General features: G+C 74.1%; 18 protein-coding genes. 7 read left to right on the plus strand and 11 right to left on the minus strand.

Going from position 1 to position 21,901, the window contains the following annotated elements:
- Positions 1 to 2: 2 nt before the first annotated feature.
- Positions 3 to 725, plus strand: a complete 723-nt coding sequence (locus tag ACYVDO_RS10700) for a phosphatase PAP2 family protein (protein WP_460935583.1) — start codon at positions 3 to 5, stop codon at positions 723 to 725.
- A gap of 768 nt (positions 726 to 1,493) precedes the next feature.
- Here ACYVDO_RS10700 and ACYVDO_RS10705 read toward each other — a convergent pair.
- The 4 genes from ACYVDO_RS10705 to ACYVDO_RS10720 form a co-directional block, all read right to left on the minus strand.
- On the minus strand, positions 1,494 to 3,317 hold the full coding sequence (locus ACYVDO_RS10705) for a SulP family inorganic anion transporter (protein WP_460935585.1): 1,824 nt from the start codon (positions 3,315 to 3,317) through the stop codon (positions 1,494 to 1,496).
- On the minus strand, positions 3,298 to 4,440 hold the full coding sequence (locus ACYVDO_RS10710) for an AI-2E family transporter (protein ID WP_460935587.1): 1,143 nt from the start codon (positions 4,438 to 4,440) through the stop codon (positions 3,298 to 3,300). The genes ACYVDO_RS10705 and ACYVDO_RS10710 overlap by 20 nt, the downstream gene beginning before the upstream one ends.
- Positions 4,441 to 4,597: 157 nt before the next feature.
- On the minus strand, positions 4,598 to 5,281 hold the full coding sequence (locus ACYVDO_RS10715; protein ID WP_460935589.1) for a GAP family protein: 684 nt from the start codon (positions 5,279 to 5,281) through the stop codon (positions 4,598 to 4,600).
- Positions 5,282 to 5,518: 237 nt separating this feature from the next.
- Positions 5,519 to 6,040, minus strand: coding sequence for a hypothetical protein (locus ACYVDO_RS10720; RefSeq protein ID WP_460935591.1), 522 nt, complete (start codon positions 6,038 to 6,040; stop codon positions 5,519 to 5,521).
- Between the two features lie 628 nt (positions 6,041 to 6,668).
- On the opposite strand from ACYVDO_RS10720, the gene ACYVDO_RS10725 reads away from it, so the two are divergent.
- The 3 genes from ACYVDO_RS10725 to ACYVDO_RS10735 all read left to right on the plus strand — a co-directional run bounded on the left by ACYVDO_RS10725 (position 6,669) and on the right by ACYVDO_RS10735 (position 11,272).
- A complete protein-coding gene (locus ACYVDO_RS10725; RefSeq protein WP_460935593.1) occupies positions 6,669 to 8,081 on the plus strand; it encodes an NAD(P)/FAD-dependent oxidoreductase in 1,413 nt (470 codons plus the stop codon).
- Positions 8,065 to 8,328 (plus strand): hexameric tyrosine-coordinated heme protein, encoded by a 264-nt coding sequence (locus ACYVDO_RS10730; protein ID WP_460935595.1) that lies wholly within the window; start codon positions 8,065 to 8,067, stop codon positions 8,326 to 8,328. The genes ACYVDO_RS10725 and ACYVDO_RS10730 overlap by 17 nt, the downstream gene beginning before the upstream one ends.
- A gap of 151 nt (positions 8,329 to 8,479) precedes the next feature.
- Positions 8,480 to 11,272: a LuxR C-terminal-related transcriptional regulator gene (locus tag ACYVDO_RS10735; protein WP_460935597.1), complete on the plus strand. Its 2,793-nt coding sequence runs from the start codon at positions 8,480 to 8,482 to the stop codon at positions 11,270 to 11,272.
- A gap of 68 nt (positions 11,273 to 11,340) precedes the next feature.
- On the opposite strand, the gene ACYVDO_RS10740 is transcribed toward ACYVDO_RS10735, so the two are convergent.
- From ACYVDO_RS10740 to ACYVDO_RS10750, 3 genes are read right to left on the minus strand one after another with little or no spacing between them, the layout of a single operon-like run.
- Complete coding sequence (locus tag ACYVDO_RS10740; RefSeq protein ID WP_460935599.1) at positions 11,341 to 11,661, minus strand: hypothetical protein; 321 nt, start codon at positions 11,659 to 11,661, stop codon at positions 11,341 to 11,343.
- Positions 11,658 to 12,776: an NADP-dependent oxidoreductase gene (locus ACYVDO_RS10745; protein WP_460935601.1), complete on the minus strand. Its 1,119-nt coding sequence runs from the start codon at positions 12,774 to 12,776 to the stop codon at positions 11,658 to 11,660. The genes ACYVDO_RS10740 and ACYVDO_RS10745 overlap by 4 nt, the downstream gene beginning before the upstream one ends.
- Before the next feature lie 26 nt (positions 12,777 to 12,802).
- Positions 12,803 to 14,293: an MFS transporter gene (locus ACYVDO_RS10750; protein WP_460935603.1), complete on the minus strand. Its 1,491-nt coding sequence runs from the start codon at positions 14,291 to 14,293 to the stop codon at positions 12,803 to 12,805.
- A 268-nt stretch (positions 14,294 to 14,561) separates the two neighbouring features.
- On the opposite strand from ACYVDO_RS10750, the gene ACYVDO_RS10755 reads away from it, so the two are divergent.
- From ACYVDO_RS10755 to ACYVDO_RS10765, 3 genes are all read left to right on the plus strand, one after another.
- Positions 14,562 to 15,464 (plus strand): alpha/beta fold hydrolase, encoded by a 903-nt coding sequence (locus ACYVDO_RS10755; protein ID WP_460935605.1) that lies wholly within the window; start codon positions 14,562 to 14,564, stop codon positions 15,462 to 15,464.
- Positions 15,465 to 15,820: 356 nt separating this feature from the next.
- Positions 15,821 to 16,612 carry an alpha/beta hydrolase gene (locus ACYVDO_RS10760; RefSeq protein WP_460935607.1) on the plus strand — a complete coding sequence of 264 codons (792 nt, stop codon included), beginning with the start codon at positions 15,821 to 15,823 and terminating at the stop codon, positions 16,610 to 16,612.
- Positions 16,613 to 16,907: 295 nt separating this feature from the next.
- Positions 16,908 to 18,464 (plus strand): CYTH and CHAD domain-containing protein, encoded by a 1,557-nt coding sequence (locus ACYVDO_RS10765; protein WP_460935609.1) that lies wholly within the window; start codon positions 16,908 to 16,910, stop codon positions 18,462 to 18,464.
- An 11-nt stretch (positions 18,465 to 18,475) separates the two neighbouring features.
- Here the strand turns inward: ACYVDO_RS10765 and ACYVDO_RS10770 are convergent, their stop codons facing one another.
- The 4 genes from ACYVDO_RS10770 to ACYVDO_RS10785 all read right to left on the minus strand — a co-directional run bounded on the left by ACYVDO_RS10770 (position 18,476) and on the right by ACYVDO_RS10785 (position 21,877).
- Positions 18,476 to 19,207 (minus strand): phosphatase PAP2 family protein, encoded by a 732-nt coding sequence (locus tag ACYVDO_RS10770; RefSeq protein WP_460935611.1) that lies wholly within the window; start codon positions 19,205 to 19,207, stop codon positions 18,476 to 18,478.
- The gene (locus tag ACYVDO_RS10775; protein WP_460935613.1) at positions 19,204 to 19,833 is read right to left on the minus strand and encodes a DedA family protein; all 630 of its coding nucleotides are present in this window, start codon (positions 19,831 to 19,833) and stop codon (positions 19,204 to 19,206) included. The genes ACYVDO_RS10770 and ACYVDO_RS10775 overlap by 4 nt, the downstream gene beginning before the upstream one ends.
- A 341-nt stretch (positions 19,834 to 20,174) precedes the next feature.
- Positions 20,175 to 21,200: a fatty acid desaturase family protein gene (locus ACYVDO_RS10780; protein ID WP_460935615.1), complete on the minus strand. Its 1,026-nt coding sequence runs from the start codon at positions 21,198 to 21,200 to the stop codon at positions 20,175 to 20,177.
- Positions 21,201 to 21,676: 476 nt separating this feature from the next.
- Positions 21,677 to 21,877: a hypothetical protein gene (locus ACYVDO_RS10785; protein WP_460935617.1), complete on the minus strand. Its 201-nt coding sequence runs from the start codon at positions 21,875 to 21,877 to the stop codon at positions 21,677 to 21,679.
- Between the last annotated feature and the right edge of the window lie 24 nt (positions 21,878 to 21,901).

Raw genomic sequence — 21,901 nt, forward strand, 5'->3', positions numbered from 1 at the left:
AAGTGGCAGGACGCGTCGCAGTGGTGGCGGCGGCGGTCACCGCGGGGTCGCTCTTGGTGCTGTTGATCGCCCTCACATTCGAGATCAAGTGGGGGCCGGCGCTGCGCGTCGACAACGCCGCCCGCGACGATCTGCATCAGTACGGCCTGGCACATCCCCAGTTCACCGCGTTCATGCAGGGGGTCAGCGCTGTCAGCGGCGCCGTGGGGTGGCAGGTGGTGTCAGTCATCGCCATTGCCTGGCTGCTGCTTCGCCGCCGGTTCCGGGAAGCCGCGTTCGTCCTCGTCGCCAATGCTGGCTCGTCACTGCTGAACACCGTCCTAAAAGACCTCATCCACCGGCATCGCCCCGTCGTGACCCACCCGTTCCTGCACGCGCCGGGACAGAGTTTCCCCAGTGGCCACGCGCAGGCTGCGGCCACAGCCTTCACGGTGCTGCTGTTCGTGCTCTGGCCTCACTTGCACACCCACTGGATGCGGCGAGCAATGATCGGCGGCGCCGTTGCGGCCATCCTCCTGATTGGCTACTCCCGCGTCGCCCTGGCGGCGCACTTCCTTCGACGTCGTGGCCGGATACATCGTCGGCGTCGCGTGGACCATTTCCATCGCCTCTGCCTTGCATGTCTGGCCGCGCCCCGCGTTTATGACTTCCGGAGCGTGAACTACGGCGGTCCGCGAGGCCACTTGGCCTGGGCTTGGTGCGCCGGGTGTCCATCACGGCCGTAGGCGCATCTGTGCTTCGCTGACACACAGACCCGGCCGTGACCCGCGCAAAGCGCGGGCACCCGAGTCGCAAAGGTGCACCCACTGTGGTCATTGCGGCGGAGACATGGGGCGTCGCGTAGGCGCGAATAATTCTGATTGCCCCTCGCCTCGGTAGAGCGCAACCGCGCCAATCCGCCACGTGGTCACCGCAGGACTGCGCACAGCCGTGGCGCCCCCAGCCGACCCTCCGCTCTTCAGGCAGAGGCGAATGTGCAGGCGGAGCCGGCGTGCGGGCCCTGCCTGCTACGTCTCGTGCAAGATTGGTGGAGCTGATACCTCAACGTCTTGAGGGCCGATGGGACCTTGTGCCCCCTTTGTGCCCCCGATCGGCCACTGCTGCATCCAGTGCACTCCATGACTCCGTTCAACACGCACAGATCGGCTGGTGCTTCGGCCCAGGGCAGCCTTCGCAATGAGAAGGTCAGGGGTTCGAATCCCCTCAGCTCCACCACATGACGAAGGATCGGACACGCGACTTCCGTCCGGGGTCCTTCTGCAAGTTCGGCACCCTGTCCGACCTGAGGCACCGTGGCAGGATCGGCAGGGGTGTCTCGCGGTGTGACGCGGCCAGTCGGTCGGTCGGCGGAAGTTCATGAACGCGGAAAGCCTTTACCGAGACTCCCCGTCGCAGATGGCACTTGTGCGGCACACGATCGCCGAGGTCCGGTCCACGCAGCCCCTGCCCTGACGGCGCGCCCCGGCGCGCCCCGGCGCCGCGTCCGCCTGGCGTCACTCCCGCTCAGCCGCGCGGGCGCGTGCCTCTCGGAGGGCCGCCTCGAGCGACTCGCCGACGCGATCGGTCGCCGGGTGGACGTTGTCCTTGCCAACGGTCGCGAGGGCCCCCGTGTCCCTCAGCTGGTCGGCGACGCGGGGCCCCACGCCCACGAGGACCAGCGTCCCCCCGGCGGCCGCCAGCCGCTCGGCATACCCCGTCACGGCTCGGACGAAGGTGCTCCCCAGCTCGTCGGTGCCGCGCAGCCGGAGGATGACGCTGGCTCCCCGGCACGAGCCCGCCGGCTCGGGCAGCTGGGCCTCGAGCACCGGGGACGCCGCGAAGAACAGGCTGCCGTAGTGGACGAGGACGACGACCTCGCCGTCACCGACTGTCGCCGGGGGGTCGACCTCCCGGGGGAGGCTCGAGCCCTCGTCGAAGACCCACCGCCGGACCACGACCCTGTTGGCCTGCCTGGCGGAGTGCAGCACGATGGCCAGGCCGACCCCGGCGAGCACGGCGTACTGCAGCGGGATGGTCAGCGTCAGCGCGAGGGTCACTGCGGTGAGGGCCGCCTGCACCGGGCCCGTGCGCCACACGGTCACGAGGTCGGACAGGCGCAGCGTGCGGACCCCGACGACGACGAGCAGCGCGGCCAGCGCCGGCATGGCGATGGCGCTGACGGGGCCGCTCATCGTCAGGATGACGACCGCCATGACGACGGCCGCCACGAGGTTGGCACCGGCACTGCGGGCGCCGGCGCCGGTCAGCAGCGAGGTGGCGGACATCGAGCCGCCGACCGGCATCCCCTGCAGGACGCTGGTGGCGAGGTTCGCCACGCCCTGGCCGCTGAAGTCCCGCGAGGCATCGGCATACCTGCCGTCGGGGTTCACCAGCGAGTTGCTGATGGCCGCCCCCTGCACGAGCCCGACGAGGGCGAGGGCGGCGCCCGGGAGGAGGAGCCCGGGGACGAGGGACAGTGAGGGGAGTGCGAGCGTCGGCAGGTGGTCCGGCACCGCGGCGAGGTCGCCGACCACCCTGATGTCAGCGAGGCCCAGGACCTTCACGGCAGCGCTGCTCACCGCCACCGCGACGACGAGGCCGAGCGCACCCAGCCGGGTGCGGTCCAGCAGGACGATGCCCACGATGGTGAGGCAGCCCACGGCGACGGAGGACCAGGAGAGGGATCCGGGGTGCAGCACCGTGTCGACGGCCCGGGCGAGGCGACCCGACGCGGGCGAGGCGTAGCCGGTGAGGTTGCCGAGCTGGCCGAGGACGATGTTCACGGCCACCCCGTTGACGAACCCGACGAGGACCGCGTTCGGCACGAAGCGGACCAACGACCCCAGGCGGGCCAGGCCGAGGCCCAGCATGACCAGGCCGGTCACCAGCGACAGGGTGGACAGGGCGGCGGCACCGCGCTGAGGGTCGGACACGACGGGGATGTCGGCGATGATCACTGCCATCGCGCCGGTGACCTGCACGCTCATGAAGACCGAGCTCGTCGCCAGCGCACCCGTGGCGGTGCCCACCAGGTAGCCGAAGAGCCCGTGCACGGGATTCACGCCGGCCAGGACGCCGGCAGCCAACCCGTCCGGCACACTCTCCACCCCGAGGACCGTCCCTGCCCGCAGGTCCGCCCATCGCGTCCTCCGGTCGCCGAACCGGCGGCTGGTCCGCCGGACCGCACGGATCACCGACCCGGTCAGGCGCGACTGCTCCTGTGCTGAGACCGACACCGAGCCCGAGCCCGAGCCCGCGCTCGAGCCCGGAGTCCCGGGCCCCGTCCCGGTGTCGGGCCCGGGCCCCCCGGTCCGGGGTTCAGGCTCCGTCATGCGCATCGGTCGCGATATGGGCCTGCTCGAGGATGGGGCGCGGCTCGGACGCCGGGAATGCGGCCCCGGCCGCGGCCGCCCCGCCCGCCGCAGCCGGCCCCGGGCGCAACCGCTGCAGCACCACCCTCGCCGCCGCCGTCGCAGGCAGCGCGGTCAGCGCCCCGAGCACCCCGGCGAGGGAGAAGCCGAGCATGACGGCGAGCAGCGCCGCCAGTGGCGGCACGCTGATCGTCCGGGAGAAGACACGCGGTGCGATGAGGTTGTTCTCGAGGAGCTGGTAGAGCATGAAGAACAACGCCGTCGCCAGGGCCTGCGGCCAGCCGGCCGACCGGGCCACGACGATGGCCAGCAGCGACCCGATGGTCGCCCCCACCTGGGGGACGGCGTCGAGCAGCATCACCAGCAGGGCGAGCAGGGCGGCATACGGCACGCCGATCACCCTCAACGCCACGAACGAGAGGGTGCCCGCCAGGAGGCAGATGACGGCCTGCCCCGCCACGTAGGCGCCGACCTTGCCGAGCGCCTCGGCGAAGGCCAGACGACGCTCGGGGTCCTGGATCCTGGCGTCGACGAACGCCCGCATCCGCGGGAGCTCGACGCTGAAGTACAGGGTGAGCACGCCGACCGTCGCTGCGGTCGAGACGAAGCCGGCGACCCCGCCCAGTGCGCCGAAGACGGCACCGGCCAGGTCGTCCAGGTGTCCCACGACGCTGCGCGCGAGCGAGGCCACGCGCTCCTGGACCTCGGGTCGGGAGAGGTAGTCCCCCAAGGACGTCCCGGACGTGTCCCGGCCCGCCCGGGCGACGGCATCGGCCACGGAGCCGGCCAGGGACGCCAGCTGCTGAGCCGCGGGCACGACGAGCGCGAGGAGGCTGGCGACGACGACGGCCGCGAGCAGCAGCGCGAGGCCGACGACGGCTAGCGGTCGCCGGACGCCGAGACGGGTGAGGCGCTCGACGGCGGGTTCGCCCCCGACGGCGAGGAACAGGGCCACGAAGACGAGGACGAGCACCCCCGCCACGCGCTGCAGCGCCAGGGTCGCCGCCCCGACCGCGATGACGACGACCGTGGCCTGCGCCACGAGGCGCAGCTGGGCGGCGCGGCTGGGACCTGGGACGGGGTTCGGCACCGGTGGCCTCGAATCGGCAGGGCCGGCTCCGAGCGCTTTGGCGCCCGGCGCCGACCCGGGCGGTCGCGAAGCCGTCGGCTTGCGCGGTCGGATCGGGACGCACGCTACGACCCGCGGACCGCGGCGCGCCTCACCCTGTGGTGGTGAAACTCAGGAGTCACAGAGCGCCGAGCCCCTGTCCGACGAGCACGAGGCCGATCGCGGCGAGCAGAACGCTCAGGATCGTCGTGCTGCGGCGTGTCAGCCACTCCCGTGTCCGGCCGAGGGCGGGGGCGACCCGTGCGCCCGCGCAGGTGGTTGCGACCACTGGCACCACGACGCTCAGGGCGGCCACGGCGGTGAAGCCCAGCAGGGCGACCGCCTGGGCCGACGGCGTCGTGGAGTTGGCGCCGATGAACGAGCCGGCGGACAACGCGAGCACGATGTTCTTCGGGCTGAGCGTGCTGAGCGACAGGCCCAGGAGAGCTGCCGACCGCGAGTCCAGGCGGTCCACCCCGTGCATCCACGCGGGGAGCGCCGCGCCGCGGTCCACGCGACGGATCCCCAAGGCCTGCTTGGCTGCCACCGCCAGCAGGCCCAGCCCGATCACGAGGCTGACCACGGCCACCCCGCGGCGGGGCTCGGTGCGGCCGTCGGCCTGCAGGGTTCCGAGGACGAGGCTGGCGATCGCGGCGAGTGCCCCGACACCGACCACCCAGCCGGCGAGGAACCCCCAGCCCGTCCTCCGCGCCCTGGCGGAGGCGAGCATCAGCATCACGGCGATGAGGGGCAGGGGGCTGATGGCGATCGCGGCCGCGAGCGGCAGGATGGCGCCGAAGAGGGCGAGGGCCTCCACCGTCACCGGCCCCCGGGCGGGCGCGCTGCGGGCCCGCCGAGGTTCCTCGTGGCGCGGCTGGCGTGAGTGGTGCGGGTGGCTCGGATGGCCTGGGTGGCACGGACACCGTGGCAGGTGGGGGTGGGCGTCGTCATGGTGTGGCGCTCCCTCGTCGGGCGGGATCTGGAGTCTGGCGCCGAGGAGTCGGCCACGGCGTCACCCGGTGCGTGTGATCGGTGCAGCGCTGTCCACGGCCGCGGGCCGTCAGTGGAGCAGGGCCTTCGCCGCGATCATCAGGACGCCGATGGGGGCCGCGAGTGCCCCCTCGACCAGGGCGGTCTTCCTCCGGACCCCCACGCGCCGGGCGGCCAGGTACGCCACGAGCCCCAGCAGCACGACGGTGAGCCACAGGGCGAAGTCGGCAGAGCGTGATGATCCGACCCCCAGTGCCACGGCGAGGAGGTACGTGACCGTGGCCGGCGCGGCCCCGAGCAGGACGCTGGACTCGTGGGCGAGCGCCCTTAGAAGCCGGCGCGGGAGGGTCGACCTCGCCTCGTGGAACTGCTCCGCGAAGGCCCGGACGTAGACGTCGGCCCAGTAGTACACCGCGACCACGACGAGGGTCTTGGCCACGACCCTGCCGGGAGCGGAGCCGTGGCCGGCCGTCACGCCCAGCACGGCGCCGGTGATGACCGCGCCGTACAGCAGGCCCGCGGGATGGTGCGTGGTGAGCCACGCGGTGGTGCGGACGCGCACCGGGGTCAGCGACATGGTGCGGCTGGTCATGGCGTCACGCCTGCACGGGGCGGTCGACGTCCTGTGCAGGCCGCACGCAGGCGTCGGCCGGTCTCGGTGGGGACATGGAGGCCTCCGACGGGTGTGGCGCGCCGCCTCCCGGCGGCGACCTTGGGTTCCACATTGTCCGCCGCTACGAGCGTCGTGGGCGTCACCCGTCCGGGATGAAGGTCACCGCTGCGGGATGCCCTCCCACCCCTGGGCCAGGTCAGGCGGTGAGCCAGGACCGGAGGAGGTCGCTGACGGAGCGGGGATCCTCAACAGGGGCAAGGTGACCCATTCCGGGCAGCTCCACGGAGCTGCACGACCCGCACGTCCGGGCGCGGAGGCGCCTGCCCGCCGGTTCCCGTGACCTGCCGGCCGCCCGGGGCCGCCGGGGCGGCGGCTGCGCGCAGTCACTCGACTGAAGCCGTCCGTCTCGTCTCCTCCCTAGCGTCGGTTGCGCCACGGCGGACAGGGCGGCAGGCCCCTCCGCGGACGTCGAGACGAGGGAGGGCCAGTGGGACGAACGGATGCCGCCGAGCCGGGAGCGGGTGCCGGGACGAGGCCTCGGACGAGGACCCTGCCGCAGTCGCCGCCAGGGGGTGCGACCGGCGCCGCCTCGGCGCGCCTGCGGTCGGTGACGGCTGCGGGGTCGCCGCACCGCGTGGTCGTCATCGGCTCGGGCTTCGGCGGACTGTCCGCCGCGAGGGCCCTGGACCACCCGGGTGTGGCCGTGACCGTGCTCGACCGGACGCCGCACCACCTCTTCCAGCCGCTGCTCTACCAGGTTGCCACGGGCATCCTCTCCGAGGGAGAGATCACCCCCGCGACGCGCGAGGTCCTGGCTCGCCAGGACAACGCCCGGGTCCTGCTCGGCGAGGTGACCGACATCGACCTCGAGGCCAGGCTCGTCACCTCCCGCCACGACGACCGCAGGACGGTGACGCCCTACGACAGCCTGGTGGTGGCGGCGGGGTCGACCCACTCGTACTTCGGTCACCCGGAGTTCGCCGAGCACGCCCCCGGGATGAAGTCGGTCGACGACGCCGTGCGTCTCCGCGGTCGGATCTACGGGGCGTTCGAGACGGCGGAGCTCATCGAGGACCCCGAGGAGCGCCGCCCCTGGCTCACCTTCGTCGTCGTGGGGGCCGGCCCGACGGGGGTGGAGATGGCCGGTCAGCTCGTCGAGCTGTCCCGGCGCAGCCTGCGCCGGAACTTCCGCACCTTCGACCCGGCCGATGCCCGCGTCGTGCTCCTCGAGGCCGGTCCCGCGGTGCTGCCGACCTTCGGGCCGGCGCTGTCGCGCCGCACGCTGCGCGACCTGGAGCGACTCGGGGTGGAGGTGCGGCTCGACGCCCCCGTCGTGGGCGTCGACGAGCTCGGCGTCGACATCGGCACCGCTGACGGGCACGGGCGGACCGAACGGATCGAGGCCCGCGTGAAGGTCTGGGCCGCCGGGGTACGCGCCTCCCCGCTGGGTGGCCTCCTCGCAGAGGCCACGGGCAGCGGCCTGGCCCGTGGCGGACAGCTGGACGTCCTGCCGGACTGTAGCCTCCGGGGACATCCCGAGGTCTTCGTCGTCGGCGACATGATGGACCAGCCGGTCCCGGCCGTCGCCCAGGTGGCCATCCAGTCCGGGAGGTTCGCCGCCGGGCAGATCCTCGCCCGCCTCGACGGCCGCCCGACCGGAGCGGCGTTCCGCTACCGCGACAAGGGCAGCCTGGCCACGATCTCGCGCTTCCGGGCGGTGGCGAAGATCGGGCGGCTCTCGTTGGTCGGCACGACCGCCTGGCTGCTCTGGCTGGTCGTGCACCTGCTCTACCTCGTCTGCTTCAAGAACCGCCTGCTCGTCCTCATTCACTGGGCCATCAGCTTCCTCGGGCGAGGCAGGTCCGAGCGGACCGCACCCGCCCAGCCCCTCCCGTCCGCCCAGCCCGCTCAGGCCGCCCAGCCCGCTCAGGCCGCCCGGTCCGCCCAGCCCACCCGGTCCGCCCAGTCCAGCCACCCCACCCTCCCGAAAGGCATCGACCGTCATGAACCGCGTCCCTGACTCCGAGCTCACCCTCGTCCCCGGCGGGACCCTCATCACCGACACCCCGGAGGAGGGACGGGCGCTCGCCCTGGCGATCGCGCGCCACACGATCCACAACCTCCAGCCCGACCTCGACGTCCTCGTCGCCGGGCGGCCGCACTACGCCCACGACCCGCAGGCGCTGATGCGCGCCGGGCACGTGGTGGCTGTCGAGTTCGCCACCATCGCGGCCGCCAACCAGTACTGGCGGCCGACGCCACCGTGAGCCCCTCCGGGATGCGCGCCGTCTTCCGTGTTCGGCGGGTGGTCTGGTGGTTGACAGCCCTCCGACTGCTGCGAGACTGAGGCCCCACGACTGGGTCCGACGCGGGCGAATGAGGGCGGACGTGTCCCGAGATTGAGGGGGTGGCGTCTCTGTGGCAGCCACCGCAGAGCCGCTCCTGGGTCGCAACGACGAGCTGGTCGCGATCGGGCGGCTGCTCGACGGGATCACGGAGCCCGCGAGCAGCGGGACGACGCACTCGGCGCGGGGCGGAACCCTCATCTTCGTCGGCGAACCGGGCATCGGGAAGACCGCGATGCTCGGGGCAGCCGTCGCAGCGGCCGAGGAGCGGGGGATCCCGCTGCTCCGGGCCACGGGCGCGGAGTCCGAGCGCCACCTGTCCTTCGCCGTCCTCTTCGACCTCGTGCGCCCGGTCCTCACCCACCTGGGGTCGCTCTCCCCGCTCCATCGGGACGCCCTGTCCCGGGCGTTCGGTCTGGTGGAGTCGACGGGTCCGGTGGAGCCGTTCTTCGTCGCGCTCGCAGCCCTCGAGCTCGTCGTGGAGGCGGCGAGCGACCACCCGGTCGTCATGGCGGTGGACGACGCGCACGCCGTCGACCAGCCGAGCCGCGACGTCATCGCCTTCATCGCCAGGCGGCTCGAGAACGAGCGCGCGATCCTCGTCGTGGCGACCCGACCGGACTCCGCGATCGAGCTCGCCGCCAGCGCCTCGGACACGGGGATCACCCTGCGGACGCTGCGAGCCCTGGACCGGGCGACGTCGCGCGAGCTGCTCCACCTCCGGGAGCCGGACCTGCCGGCGGTGGTGGAGCAGGCGGTGCTGCGGCAGGCGGACGGCAACCCGCTGGCGCTGCTCGAGCTGCCCCGGGGGCTGCGGCTCACGGCGGCTCGCGGGACCCACCTCGACGCCGACCGACTCCCCCTCACCGACCGCCTGGTGATGAGCTTCGCGGCCAGGTTGGACGAGCTCGACCCCACCACCCGCACCCTGCTGCGGGTCGTCGCCGTCAACGACAGCAACCTGCTGTCCGAGGCCGCCGCGGCCGTGTCCCTCGAGACCGGCCGGGAGGTCCGGAACAGTGACCTCACCCCGGCGCTGGAGGCGGGGCTGGTCCGCATCGACGGTCCCGCGATCGTCTTCCGGCACCCCCTGGTGCGGTCGGCCGTGTGGATGGCGACCTCCGACGAGGACCGGGCCCGGGCGCACGCCGCCCTGGCCCGGGTGATGGCCGCGGACCCGGACCGGTCCGTGTGGCACCGGGCCTGCGCGTCCGACGACCCCGACGAGCCGGTCGCGCAGGCGCTCGACGCGGCTGCGCTGCGAGCCCTGTCGAGGGGCGCGCCGGGGACCGCGGTGCAGTGGCTGGAGAAGGCGGCCGCCCGGTCGCCCTCGGGGCGACGGCGCTCCCAGCGGCTGCTCCGGGCGGCCGAGCTGGCCTTCGAGCTCGGGCGGCCCTCGATGGTGCGCCGCCTCATCGAGGAGGCCCAGGCGCTGGAGCTGGGGCCGGAGGAGGAGGCCCGGCTCGGCTGGCTCGAGGGTGCGTTCGACGACGGGACCCCCGGGGACGCGCGGGGGGTTCGGCGGCTCGTCACCTGGGCGGTCTCGGCCCGCGACCGCGCCGACCCCGACCTCGCCGTCCACCTGCTCCACGGCGCGGCCACCCGCTGCTGGTGGGGGGACCCCGGGGTGGACCTGCGGGCCGAGCTGGTCGCGGTCGCGGACAGCCTCTCGCTCGACCCCCGCGATCCCCGCCAGCTCGCGACCGTCTCGGTGGCCGGTGACTTCGACCGGCACCGGGGTGTGCTCGAGGCGGCGGCCTGGTGGGGGGAGCAGGACGGCGTCACCGCCGTCCAGCTCGGCGCACTGGCCCGGGCCGCCTTCGTCACGGGAGACTTCGACCGCGTGCTGGCGTTCTGCGCGCCGGCCTCCGGCGAGCTGCGACGCCAGGGCCGCCTCGGCTCCCTGGCGCAGGTGCTGGTCTTCCAGACGTTCGCCGCCATGTACACGGGCCGGTGGGACATCACGCGGGTCGCCGCCGACGAGGCCCGACGACTCGCGGAGGAGACCCAGCAGCCGGTCTGGTTCGCCTGCGCTGTCCTGGGGCAGGCAAACCTCGCGGCCCTGCACGGCGAGTCCGACCGTGCCCACGACGTCCTCAAGGATGCCGAGCGGGTGGCGGTGTACACCGCCAACGGCGCGCTGCTGAACGGCGTGCTGCTCTCCCGCGGGCTCGCCGAGCTCGGGCGGGAGCGGCCGGCCGAGGCGTACGCGCACCTGCGCCGGATGATGGTCCCGGCCGACCCGGCATACCACCGCACCCAACGCGCCTGGGCCGTCGACTACCTCGCCGAGGCGGCCCTCGCCTGCGGTGAGGTCGAGGACGCCCGCGCCATCCTGCACGGGCTGGACGAGCACGTCGCGGGCATCCCGTCCTCGGGCGTGCGGCGGTCGGTGAGCTACGCGCACGCCCTCCTGGCCACCGACGAGGAGGCCGAGACGATGTTCGCGCGGGCGTACGACCTGGAGGCGACCACCTCGCCGTGGTACCGCGCGCGGCTGGACCTCGCCCACGGCAGCTGGTTGCGGCGGCACCGGCGGGCCGCGGCCTCGAGGCCGCACCTGCAGTCGGCCCTGTACACCTTCGAGGCCCTCAGTGCCCGGGCCTGGGCCGACCGCGCAGCCCGGGAGCTGCGCGCCGGCGGGTCGCGCGACGCGCCCGTGCCGTCGGGGCCGCCGGCCGAGCTGTCGCCCCAGGAGTGGCAGATCGCCCAGCTGGCGGCGGCCGGCCTGTCCAACCGCGACATCGGCCAGCAGCTCTACCTGTCGCACCGGACCGTCGGCTCGCACCTCTACCGCATCTTCCCCAAGCTCGGGATCACCTCGCGCACCCAGCTCCAGGGGTACCTCCAGGCGCGCGAGGGCTGAGCCCGGCGTGGTGCCCTGCGCAGTCCGGCGAGCCCTGCGCGGTCCCGCGCGGGCCCGCCGCGCCGGCGTCAGCCGCGGACCTGCCGCAGCAGCTGCGCCTCGGACCGGCTCCAGTCCCCGAAGCTGCCGGGCCGGCCGCTCAGGGTGCCGTCCTCCATGCGGACGGGGTATGCCGGGTTGGTCAGGGCGCGGGCCGCGCACCTCACGATCACTGCCGCGATGTCCTCGGCGACCGCCTCACCGCTGCTCGAGAAGCCGCGTCCACGCGTGTGCGCCCAGGCGAGGGCCGTCGCGCGCCGGACGCAGCGGTCAGCGGCCTCCGGGCTGATGCCGGCCGCCGCGTCACCCAGGTGCTGCAGCACGGCCGCACCGTCGGGCAGCTCGATCACCGCTCCCCCTCGCCCCGGCCCGCGGTACCGGCCCTGTCGGAGCGCACCACGAGCACCGTCTTGCCGGGGAAACGTCGCGCCCGCCCCCCTGACTCGAAGGCGTCGCGGCCCCGGCTCAACGGGTAGGTCGCAGCCACGGTGACGCGCACCGGACCCTTCTCCACCGAGTCCCGGACCCACTTGAGGTCGGCCCGGCTGCACTGCACCACGAAGAACACGGCGTGCACCCCCTGGGCGTCGGCGACGTCCTGCGGAGGGGGCTGCTGGAGCGTCACGAACGTGCCGCCCCGGCGGGTGAGCCGCAACGACTCCTCCAGGAGCGGGCCGCCCACGGTGTCCAGCACCAGGTCGAAGGAGCCGGGCCGCAGGGACGCGTCGTGGGACCCGCGGTCCGTCGTCACCACCACCTCGTGCACCCCGAGCTCCCTGACGTAGGCCTCGTCCGCGGCCATCGCGGTCGCGGTCACGACAGCGCCCATCCCGGCGGCCAGCTGGACCGCGAGCGCCCCGACCCCGCCGGCGGCCCCGAGCACGGCGACCCGGTCGCCGGGGCGCACGTGGGCGTGGTCGGCGAGGGCCTGCCAGGCCGTCAGCCCGGCCAGGGGGAGGGCGGCCGCCTCCACGTGCGTGAGGGTGCTCGGCTTGTGGGCCAGGAACTCGAGGGGCACCGTGACGTACTCGGCTGCAGCCCCGTCCTGGTCGAAGGGCACCATGCCGAACACCTCGTCACCCTTGCGGAACCCGCTGTCCGGGTCGGCCCCCGCGACGACTCCCGACCACTCGTGCGAGGGGATGATCGGCGTGCGGGGCAGGCCGTCCCGCGACCAGGTCTCGTCCCACAGGAGCTCGTTGAAGGTGATGGCGGCCGCGTGCACGCGGACGAGGACCGTGCCGGGCCATCGCGAGGGCCGGGGCACCCGCTCGAGGCCGAGCTGCTCGGCGCCCCCTCGTCGATGGGCCCGCAGCGCCAGCATCTCGCCCGCGTGGCTCCCTTCCGACGGCTGGCCGGTGGGTGGCCGCCGCAGCGGGGTGCTGGCGGTGCTGGTGGCGCTGGAGCCCTGCTCCGGGAGCTGGTCACCGACGTCGGTGGTCGGGCTGTCGCTGGTGGTGCTCATGGTGTCCTCCTCGGGTCGACGCGTGGTCAGCCTCCACGTCGCAGCGAGGCACCCGCTTGAGTCGCCTGACTCCCGCCCTGGGTCGGCCGCTGCATGGTCCCCGCCGCCAGGGCCGCCCCGAGCACGAAGCCGGCGATGCAGACCACGACGGCGGCCCGGAACGGGGGCAGGAACGCTGCGGCATCGGTGTACGTGGCGCCGGTGAGCCCGACGAGCGCCGGCAGCGCTGCGACCGCGAGCAGCCCCGCGGCCCTCGCGACGGCGTTGTTGACGCCCGACGCGATGCCCGCGTGGGCGTCGGGCGCCGCGGCGAGGACCGCCGTCGTCAGCGGCGCCACCATGATCGCGAGCCCGATCCCGAACAGCGACAGGGCCGGCAGCACGTCGTGGGTGTACGAGGCGTGCGGCCCGAGCCGGAGCGTCAGGGCGGCGGCGGCGGCGCACACGAGCGGTCCGGTGGTCATCTGGAGCCGGGGTCCGAGCCGTTGCGCGAGCTGCCCGCTGCGTTCGGACAGCAGCAGGGTGAAGACGGTGAGGGGGAGCAGGGCGGACCCGGCCACCAGCGGCGAGAACCCGGCCACCACCTGCAGCTCGATGATGAGCAGGAAGAGGTAGCCGTTGAGCGACGCGTAGACGGCGAAGGTCACGAGGTTGGCGCCGGTGAACTGGCGCGACCTGAACAGCTCCAACGGCAGCAGGGGGCGGCGGGCGCGCCGTTCCCAGCCGATGAACAGGCCGAGGACGAGCACTCCGGCAGCGAGCCAGCCCGCCGTGCCGAGGGCGGAGGTGCCCGGGTCCCCGGCGGCGATCGCGGCATACGTCGTCAGGCCCAGGCCCAGCAGGGCCAGGACCGAGCCGGAGAGGTCGAGGCGCCCCTGTGCCTGCTCGTCCCGGCTCTCCGGGACGTGCCGCACGATGACCGCGACGAGCAGGACCGCCAGCGGCGGGTTGATGAGGAAGACCCAGCGCCAGGAGCCCAGGCCGAGCAGCCACCCCCCGATGAAGGGCGCCACCCCGGCGGCGATGCCGCTCAGGCCGGCCCACGCGCCCACGGCCCGCGAGCGGTCCTGCGGCCGGAAGGTGGACTGGATCAGCGCGAGGCTGGCCGGTGTGAGCAGCGCGGCGGCCGCGCCCTGCACCACCCGGAACGCCACCAGGGTGGTGGCGCCGGGTGCGGCGGCGCATCCTGCGGATGCCAGCGCGAAGCCGACCACGCCCACGAGGAGCATGCGGCGACGGCCGTAGCGGTCACCGGCCGCGCCCCCGAGCAGGATCAGGGACGCAAGGGTGAGCGTGTACCCGCTGACCGTCCACTGCAGGGCGGAGAAGGGTGCATGCAGGTCGCGGCCGATCGCCGGCAGGGCGATGTTGACCACCGTGGCGTCGATGGACGCCAGCCCGGAGGCCAGGACGGCCGCGAAGAGCAGCCACCGCCCGTGCCCGGTCGACAGCGCCACGCTCCCGGGCCGGCCGGGCGGCGGCGCACCGCCGCCGTGGTGGGGGACGTGCAGGCTCATGCCGGCCCGCGCCCGGGGGGTGCGAGGAGGAGGGCCTGCGCGTCGCGGTGGCCGGGCGTCACGGGAATCCCTTGGTCATGGCTGCTCCAGTTGCCGGGGGTGCACCCACGCTACGGGCCGGCTCTCCGCCCCTCTTCCGTCATCCGACTGTCCGGCCGTGCCGGGACCGGCCACCACGGCTCAGTCGGTTGACGGAAGAAGGGGGTGGCCACCCGTCCCTAGCGTCCCCGTGTCGAGCCGCAAGGGCTCATCGAGACCGGGAGGACCCATGTCCACAACCTCGCGCCCCCGCGGGCGCACCCCCGCCCGTGCCGTCGTGGCGGTGCTGATCGGTGTGCTGGCGCTGCTCGTGGCAGGCCAGCTGAACAGCGCCGACGCGTCCGGCCGGCCGCAGGGCGCCGGCACCGCGCCCTCGGCCACCACCGCGCCCTCGGCCACCACCGGGCCCAAGCCCACCATCGTGCTGGTGCACGGCGCCTTCGCCGACGCCAGCGGCTGGGACGCGACCGTCAGCGACCTCGTGGCCGACGGCTACCCGGTGGTCGCCCCCGCGGACCCGTTGCGCGGCCTGACCGCGGACGCGGACTACGTCAGGGCGTTCCTCCAGACCATCCCCGGCCCGATCGTGCTCGTCGGCCACTCCTACGGTGGCGCCGTCATCACCAACGCCGCCCGCGGGGTGCCGAACGTGCGCGCCCTCGTGTACGTCGGTGCCTTCGTGCCCGACGCCGGGGAGGCCATCGGGACGATGCTCGACCCCGCCACCTACCCCGGGTCGCTGCTGACCCCGAGCGCACTCGTCGTCCGGCCCGCGCCGAACGCCGCCGCCGCCGGTGGACAGGACGGCGACGTGTACATCGCCCTCGACAAGTTCAGGGCCGTCTTCGCCGGCGACGTCTCGCCGCGCAGGGCGGCACAGCTGGCGGCCACACAGCGGCCCCTGGCCCTCACCGCCAACTTCGAGCCGTCGGGCGAGCCCGCGTGGCGGACCCTGCCGTCGTGGGACCTGATCACGACCCAGGACAAGGCGATCCCCCCGGCGGGGCAGTTCTTCATGGCCCGTCGTGCAGGCGCCCACATCCAGACGGTGGACTCGGCCCACGACGTCATGGTCTCCCACCCCGACGCGGTGACGGCCATCGTCCTGCAGGCGGCTCGGGCCACGTCCTGACCCCGGGCGGGCCGGCGGCCGCCCGGCCGCTGCGCGACCGGGGAGAGAACCCACCCCCACCTCGCGGCTGAAGCGAGGTGGGGGCCGGGTCGGCCTCCGACGGGACGGAAGGAGGTCGTTGCCGTGGGCAACGTTAGTGGCGTATGCCGGTTCCCGCCGGTCGGGCGGTGGCCGGCAAGCCGGCGCCGACCCGGCTCGGCCGGTGACGGCCGCGCAGAGGGCCTCGTCGTCGAGGGCCGCCTCGTGGGCCGACCGAAGGGCGAGGAGTCATCCGACTCAAGCCGCGGGCGCGGTCCGCGGCCTAGCGTCCGGACGAGCCCGGTGCACCAGCACCGGCACGAACGGGAGGACCGACTGTGTCGACACCTGTGCTCTTCATCCATGGCCTCTGGCTGCATGCGTCCTCGTGGGAGCCGTGGCAGACCCGCTTCCGCCAGGAGGGCTACGAGACCAGCGCCCCCGGGTGGCCCGGGGACGGCCCGACGGTGGAAGCGTCCCGGCGCAACCCCGACGCGATCGGCGACCACGGCATCGACGACGTCGTCGGGCACTTCGCCGCACTCGTCGACCAGCTGCCCGAGCGGCCGATCCTCGTGGGTCACTCCTTCGGCGGCATGGTCGCCCAGAAGCTGCTGGGCCAGGACCTCGCTCGGGCCGCCGTCGCGATCGACGCAGCCCAGATCAAGGGGGTGCTGCCGGTGCCGCTCTCGGCGCTCCGGGCGACCCTGCCGGTCTTCAGGAACCCCGCGAACCGGCACCGCGCCGTCTCCCTGACCGCCGAGCAGTTCCGCTTCGCCTTCGCGAACGCCGTGTCCCAGGAGGAGTCCGACGAGCTCTTCGAGCGCTGGACCATCCCGGCCCCGGGGCGCCCCCTGTTCGAGGCGGCGGCGGCCAACTTCGAGCCGCACTCACCGGCCAAGGTGGCCACCGGCAACGAGGGCCGCGGGCCGCTCCTGCTGATCGCGAGCGGCAGGGACCACACCGTCCCCGAGGCGGTGACCCGCGCGACGCTCAAGCAGTACCGCCACTCCGACGCCGTCACCGACCTGCAGACGTTCCCGGACCGGGGGCACTCGCTCACCATCGACTCCGGGTGGGCCGAGGTGGCCGAGGCGTGCCTGCGCTGGCTCAAGGAACGCGAGCTGTGAATCTTGGCCGGGACGGGCGCACGGTGGTCGTGACGGCCGCCAGCCCGGGCATCGGCTGCAGGTCACGCGCGCGCTCCGCGCCGAGGGGGTCAGTGTCGCAGCCGGCACCCTCCGTCCCCGCGCCGAGGGTTTCCTCGCGGCGACGGACGAGGACTGGCTGTGGGCGTTCGAGCTGAACCGGTTCTCCGCCGTGCGGGCGGGTGCCGCGCCGGCCCGGTGCCGGCTCCCCGCTGTGCAGGCCGCGCCGGCCCGGTGCTCGCGTGGCGTGGCGGAGCGGGTGGAGAGACGATCAGCCATGGGCGGTAGCAGGCACCGGGAGGTCGAGCGGAAGTACGTCGTCGACGACCGGGCGACCGTGCCGCTGGGGGACGCGCCGACCGGGAGCCGGTGGACCGGTCCGCAGGAGGTGCGGCTCGAGGCCGTCTACTTCGACACCCCGGACCTCGACCTGATCCGGCGCGGAGTCACGCTGCGACGGCGCACCGGCGGCGCGGACGAGGGGTGGCACGTCAAGGTTCCGCGGGCAGCGGGGGAGCGGACCGAGCTGAGGCACCCCCTCGGACGGGCGGTGCGGGTCGTCCCGCCGGCGGTCGTCGACGAGGTGCGCGCCATCGTCCGCGACCGCGCCCTGGCCCCCGTCGCGAGGGTCACCACGCACCGGAGCGAGTACACGCTGGTCACCGACGTGGGCGTCCTGGCCACGGTCTGCGACGACCGCGTGACGGCCGACTCCGAGCTGGACGACAAAGGGCGCACGACCTGGCGCGAGTGGGAGCTGGAGGTCGCCGAGGACGCCCTCGAGCCGGCGACGGTGCTCAGGTCGCTCCACCCCACCCTGCGGGCGGCGGGCGCCCGGAGGTCTCCGGACTTCTCCAAGGTCCACCGGGCGCTGCGCCTGTCGCCCGACCTCGGCCTGTCGGCAGCCCTGGGCCCTTCAACAGTGAAGGGGACGAGGGCGAAGCGGACCGCAACGACGCGCGACGTGGTCCGGGACCGGCTCGCCCAGCAGGTCTCGGTGCTCCACCAACAGGATGCAGCCCTGCGCGCCGGCGACCCTGCCGCGGTGCATCGCCTGCGCATCGCCGCACGACGGATCCGGGCAGCCCTGACGACGTGCGAGCCGGTGCTCGCGCAGCCCGCGGACGACGTCCGCGACGAGCTGCGGTGGCTGGGACAGGTCCTCGGCCCCGTGCGCGACGCCCAGGTCCAGCGGGAGCGGCTCGCCGCCTCGCTCGACACCGTCCCGCCGGACCTCGTCCTGGGCCCGGTCCGCCGTCGTCTCGACCTGGAGCTGCGCCGGCAGGAACGGGACGCCCTGTCCGCGGCCCGGCTCGCGCTGCGTTCCGAGCGGTACTACCGCCTGCTCGACCGCCTCGACGCGCTGGTCGCCGACGTGCCGCTCTCGCCGGGCGCCGAGGGGTCGGGCCGCCGGGTGCTGGCACGACTCGTGCGCCGGGATGCCCGCAGGTTGTGGCGGGCCGTGCGTGCGGTGGACCACGCAGCCGCGGACGGGCGCGACGCCGCACTGCACGAGGCGCGCAAGAAGGCCAAGCGGCTCCGTTACGCGGCTGAGCTCGCGCGGCCGGTCGGCTCGGCCAGGACCGCGAAGCTGGCACGACGGGCCAAGCGGGTGCAGGAGGAGCTGGGCCGGCACCAGGACTCCGTGATGGCCAGGGAGGTGCTGCGCCGGCTCGGGGCGCAGGCGTTCCTCGAGGGCGAGAACGGCTTCACGTTCGGGGTGCTGCACGGGCTTGAACGGCTCGCTGCCGCCGACTCGCAGGCCCGGTTCCGGAAGGCCTGGGCCGCGGTTCCCAGTTCTCGGGCCGCCGAGTCCTGGGTGGCACGCCGGTAGCCCTCCGGGGCTCAGGCGGCCGCAGGAGCTGCCCGGCTGGCGGGCCTGCGCCAGACGTGGAAGGCGGCAGCGAGGACGAGGGTCCACGTGACGCCGACGGCGTACCCGGCCACGACGTCGGAGACGAAGTGGGCCGCCAGGGCCACGCGCGAGAAGCCGATGAGCAGCGTCAGGAGGACCGCGACGCCGACCGCGGCCCGGCGCGGCCAGCCCACGCCCAGGTGCGGCCACAGCACGAACAGCAGCACCGTGAAGCCGGTGGCGGCCGCCTGCGCGTGGCCGCTGGGGAAGCTCTGCCCCGGCGCGTGCAGGAAGGGGTGCGCCACCACGGGCCGGTGGCGGTGCACCACGTCCTTGAGCGCCGTGTTGAGCAGCGAGGACCCGGCGTTGGCGAAGAGGACGAACAGGGCCGCCCGCACCCGTCGTCGCCACAGCAGCCAGGCGACGAGCACGACGGAGACCACCTGCCACCCGAGGCCACCGGCGACGGCGCTGACGCCCTCCATGACCGTGGTGAAGGCCTGGTGCCCGAGGGCGAACCGGTGCAGCCCGTCCCGCGCACCGTCGTCCAGCTCGAGCAACGGCGACCACTTCGTCTCGACCCACAGCAGCAGGAGCAGGACGGGCAGTGAGCCCACCGCGACGGAGAGGCCTGCCGTCGCCGCGCGCAGCGCGAGCTGCCGGTCGACGGAGGCGGCGACCCCTCCACGACCCGCCTCCCCCGGGGCGGCGCCGGTCCTCACACCGCCTCCCCGGGCTCCTGCCGGGACTCGCTGCGGTGCTTGCGGACGAGGTGCACCGCGTATGCCGCGAGGGCCAGGGCGAGCACGACCACGGCGCCGTCCTTGCCCATGGTCGACTCGACCTTGGCGTAGGACGCGCCGGCGAGGTACCCCGCCACCACCACCACGACCCCCCAGGCGAGCCCACCGGCGGCGTTGAAGAGGAGGAACCGGCGGTACGGCATACGGGCGGTCCCGGCGAGCGCGGGCATGACGGCACGGAAGAAGGCGACCCATCGGCCGAGGAAGACGGCTGCCCCGCCGCGCCGGGCGAGGAAGTCCTGGGCGGCGTCGAGGCGCTGGCGGCGCTTGTCGAGCACCGACCAACGCAGGATTCGCGGGCCGACCTGGCGCCCGATCTCGTAGCCGACGCTGTCGCCCACGATCGCGGCCAGCACGACCGTCACGACCACGGCGGCCAATGGGGCGTGGCCCAGGCGTGCGGCGACGCCGGCGAGCACCGCGGCGGTCTCACCGGGGAGCACGAACCCCACGAACAGCGCGTCCTCGGCAAACACCACGGCACCGGCGATCGCGAGGACCACCCACGTCGGGGCGTCGAGGATGTGGTGGACGAAGCCGCCCATCAGCGCACCGCGCCTGCCGTGGCGCTCACGGGCGCGGCGACGCCGTGGCGCCCGAGGGCCTCGTCGCCGGGGGGCGCCGGGTCGACAGGCGGGGGGAGCTCGTGCACGGGGGACCTCCTGGGGGAGCCTGCCCGCGCGGTCGGAGCGAAGCCGTCTGGTCAGCCGCGACCGGTCTGCTGCTTCCTTCGTCGAGCCTGTGCTGCAGCGCCGCGGACGTGGGTGCGACCGGAATGGTCGTCACCCTCATTGTGGGGCGGTCGGGAGGGGGTCGCACGTCCGTCGACCCAAGGCGTGGGGGCGCCGGACGCGGTGGACCCCTCGGTCCGGGTGCGCGCCGGGGCTCAGCTGAGCGCCGCGGCACCGACCCGGTCGAGGTGCCGGAGGGCGGCGGCGTACGAGGTCACCGCGGAGCACTCGAGGTACGGGATGCCGTGGTCCTCGCAGTACTGCCTCACCAGCGGCTGGGCCCGCCGGAGGTTCGCGCGGGGCATGCTCGGGAACAGGTGGTGCTCGATCTGGTAGTTGAGCCCACCCAGCAGCGCGTCGGTGAACGGGCCCCCACGGATGTTGCGGGAGGTGAGGACCTGCCGCAACAGCGGGTCGGCGGCCTGCTCAGGGCCCAGCACCGGCATCCCCTTGTGGTTCGGGGCGAAGGCGCAGCCCAGGTACAGGCCCTGGACGGCCTTGTGCACCGCGAAGAACGCGATGGCCTGGGGCCACGTGAGCGTGGTGGCCAGCAGCGTCCCGTAGGCCAGGACGTGGCTCGCGAGGAGCACCCTTTCGGTGGCTCGTGACCGACCGGCGCCGGCGCTCCACGCCCACCGGATGCTCGCCACGTGCAGGTTGACGGCCTCACCGAGCAGCAGCGGGAAGAACAGGGCGGCCTGGTGCCGTGTGGTCCACGCCGCGAACCCGCGCCGCACCCGAGCCTGGCTCGAGTCGAAGACCAGCACGCCCGTCCGGACGTCGGGGTCCTTCGACAGGTCGTTGGGGTGCGCGTGGTGGGCGTTGTGCTTCGCGATCCACCAGCCGTAGCTCAGCCCACCCAGGAGGTTGGCCGTGGCGAGCCCGAGGCGCCGGCTGGAGCGGCGGTTGCGGGTCACCTGCTGGTGGCTCACGTCGTGACCGAGGAACCCGAGCTGGGTCGAGGTGGCGGCCAGCACGACTGCGCCGAGCAGGAGCCACCACGAGTGGCGCCAGACGACCATCGCCGCCACGGTGCCGGACAGCACGGCCAGGACGCCGACCGCCTGCAGCACGTAGGACGAGGTCCGCGTCTCCAGCAGGCCGCGCTGCCGCACGAGGGCGGTCAGCTCGGCATACCGCCCGGTCGAGGGGGCGGTGACGCCGACGGCGGGAACGCTCATCGCCGGCCGCCCCTCCCGGTTGCGGACATCCTTGCCGGTTGGCCGCCGTCGGTGTCCCATCGGGAGATGTCCGGGTCGGGGGCCACGCTCCGAGCCTCGACGTCGCCGGCCGTCACCTCGCCGAGGAATGGGGCTGCCTCGACCGCCGGTGCGGCAAGGCGTCGATACGTGGTCTGTGTGGCCATGACGCCACCACCTTCGGTGGGTGCTGCCTCAGACTCAGTCGACCCGAGCGACCCAAACCATGAGCCTTGGTGTGTGACCTGATACTCGCACTACGACGACTGTACGCCTGCTCGACCAGTCGTGCCGGTGACGCGAGTTCGCCCGTCACCCGAGGCTCGACCGACCGGCTGGGGACAGAACCCACCCCCACCTCACGGCTGAAGCGAGGCGGGGGTCGGGTCGGCCTCCGACGGGACGGAAGGAGGTCGTTGCCGTTGTCAACGCTAGTGCCGCGGACGGGATCGCGCCGATCAGGCGTCCTCGTCCGTGTCCGCACGCGACGCCTCGTCGGCGTCAGCGGTGAGGTCGGACAGGACGCCCCCGTCGCCCAGCGGGTCGACATACCCGGGAGGGGGCGGTGGGTCGTGGGGGAGCGGCAGGCGGACGCTGCGCGCCGAGGCCGCCGAGGCCGCCGAGGCCGCCGGGGCGCCTGGCTCGTGGCGCTCAGCCATGGGCGCTCACCCCGTCCACTGCCC

The organism is Phycicoccus ginsengisoli (assembly GCF_054779295.1).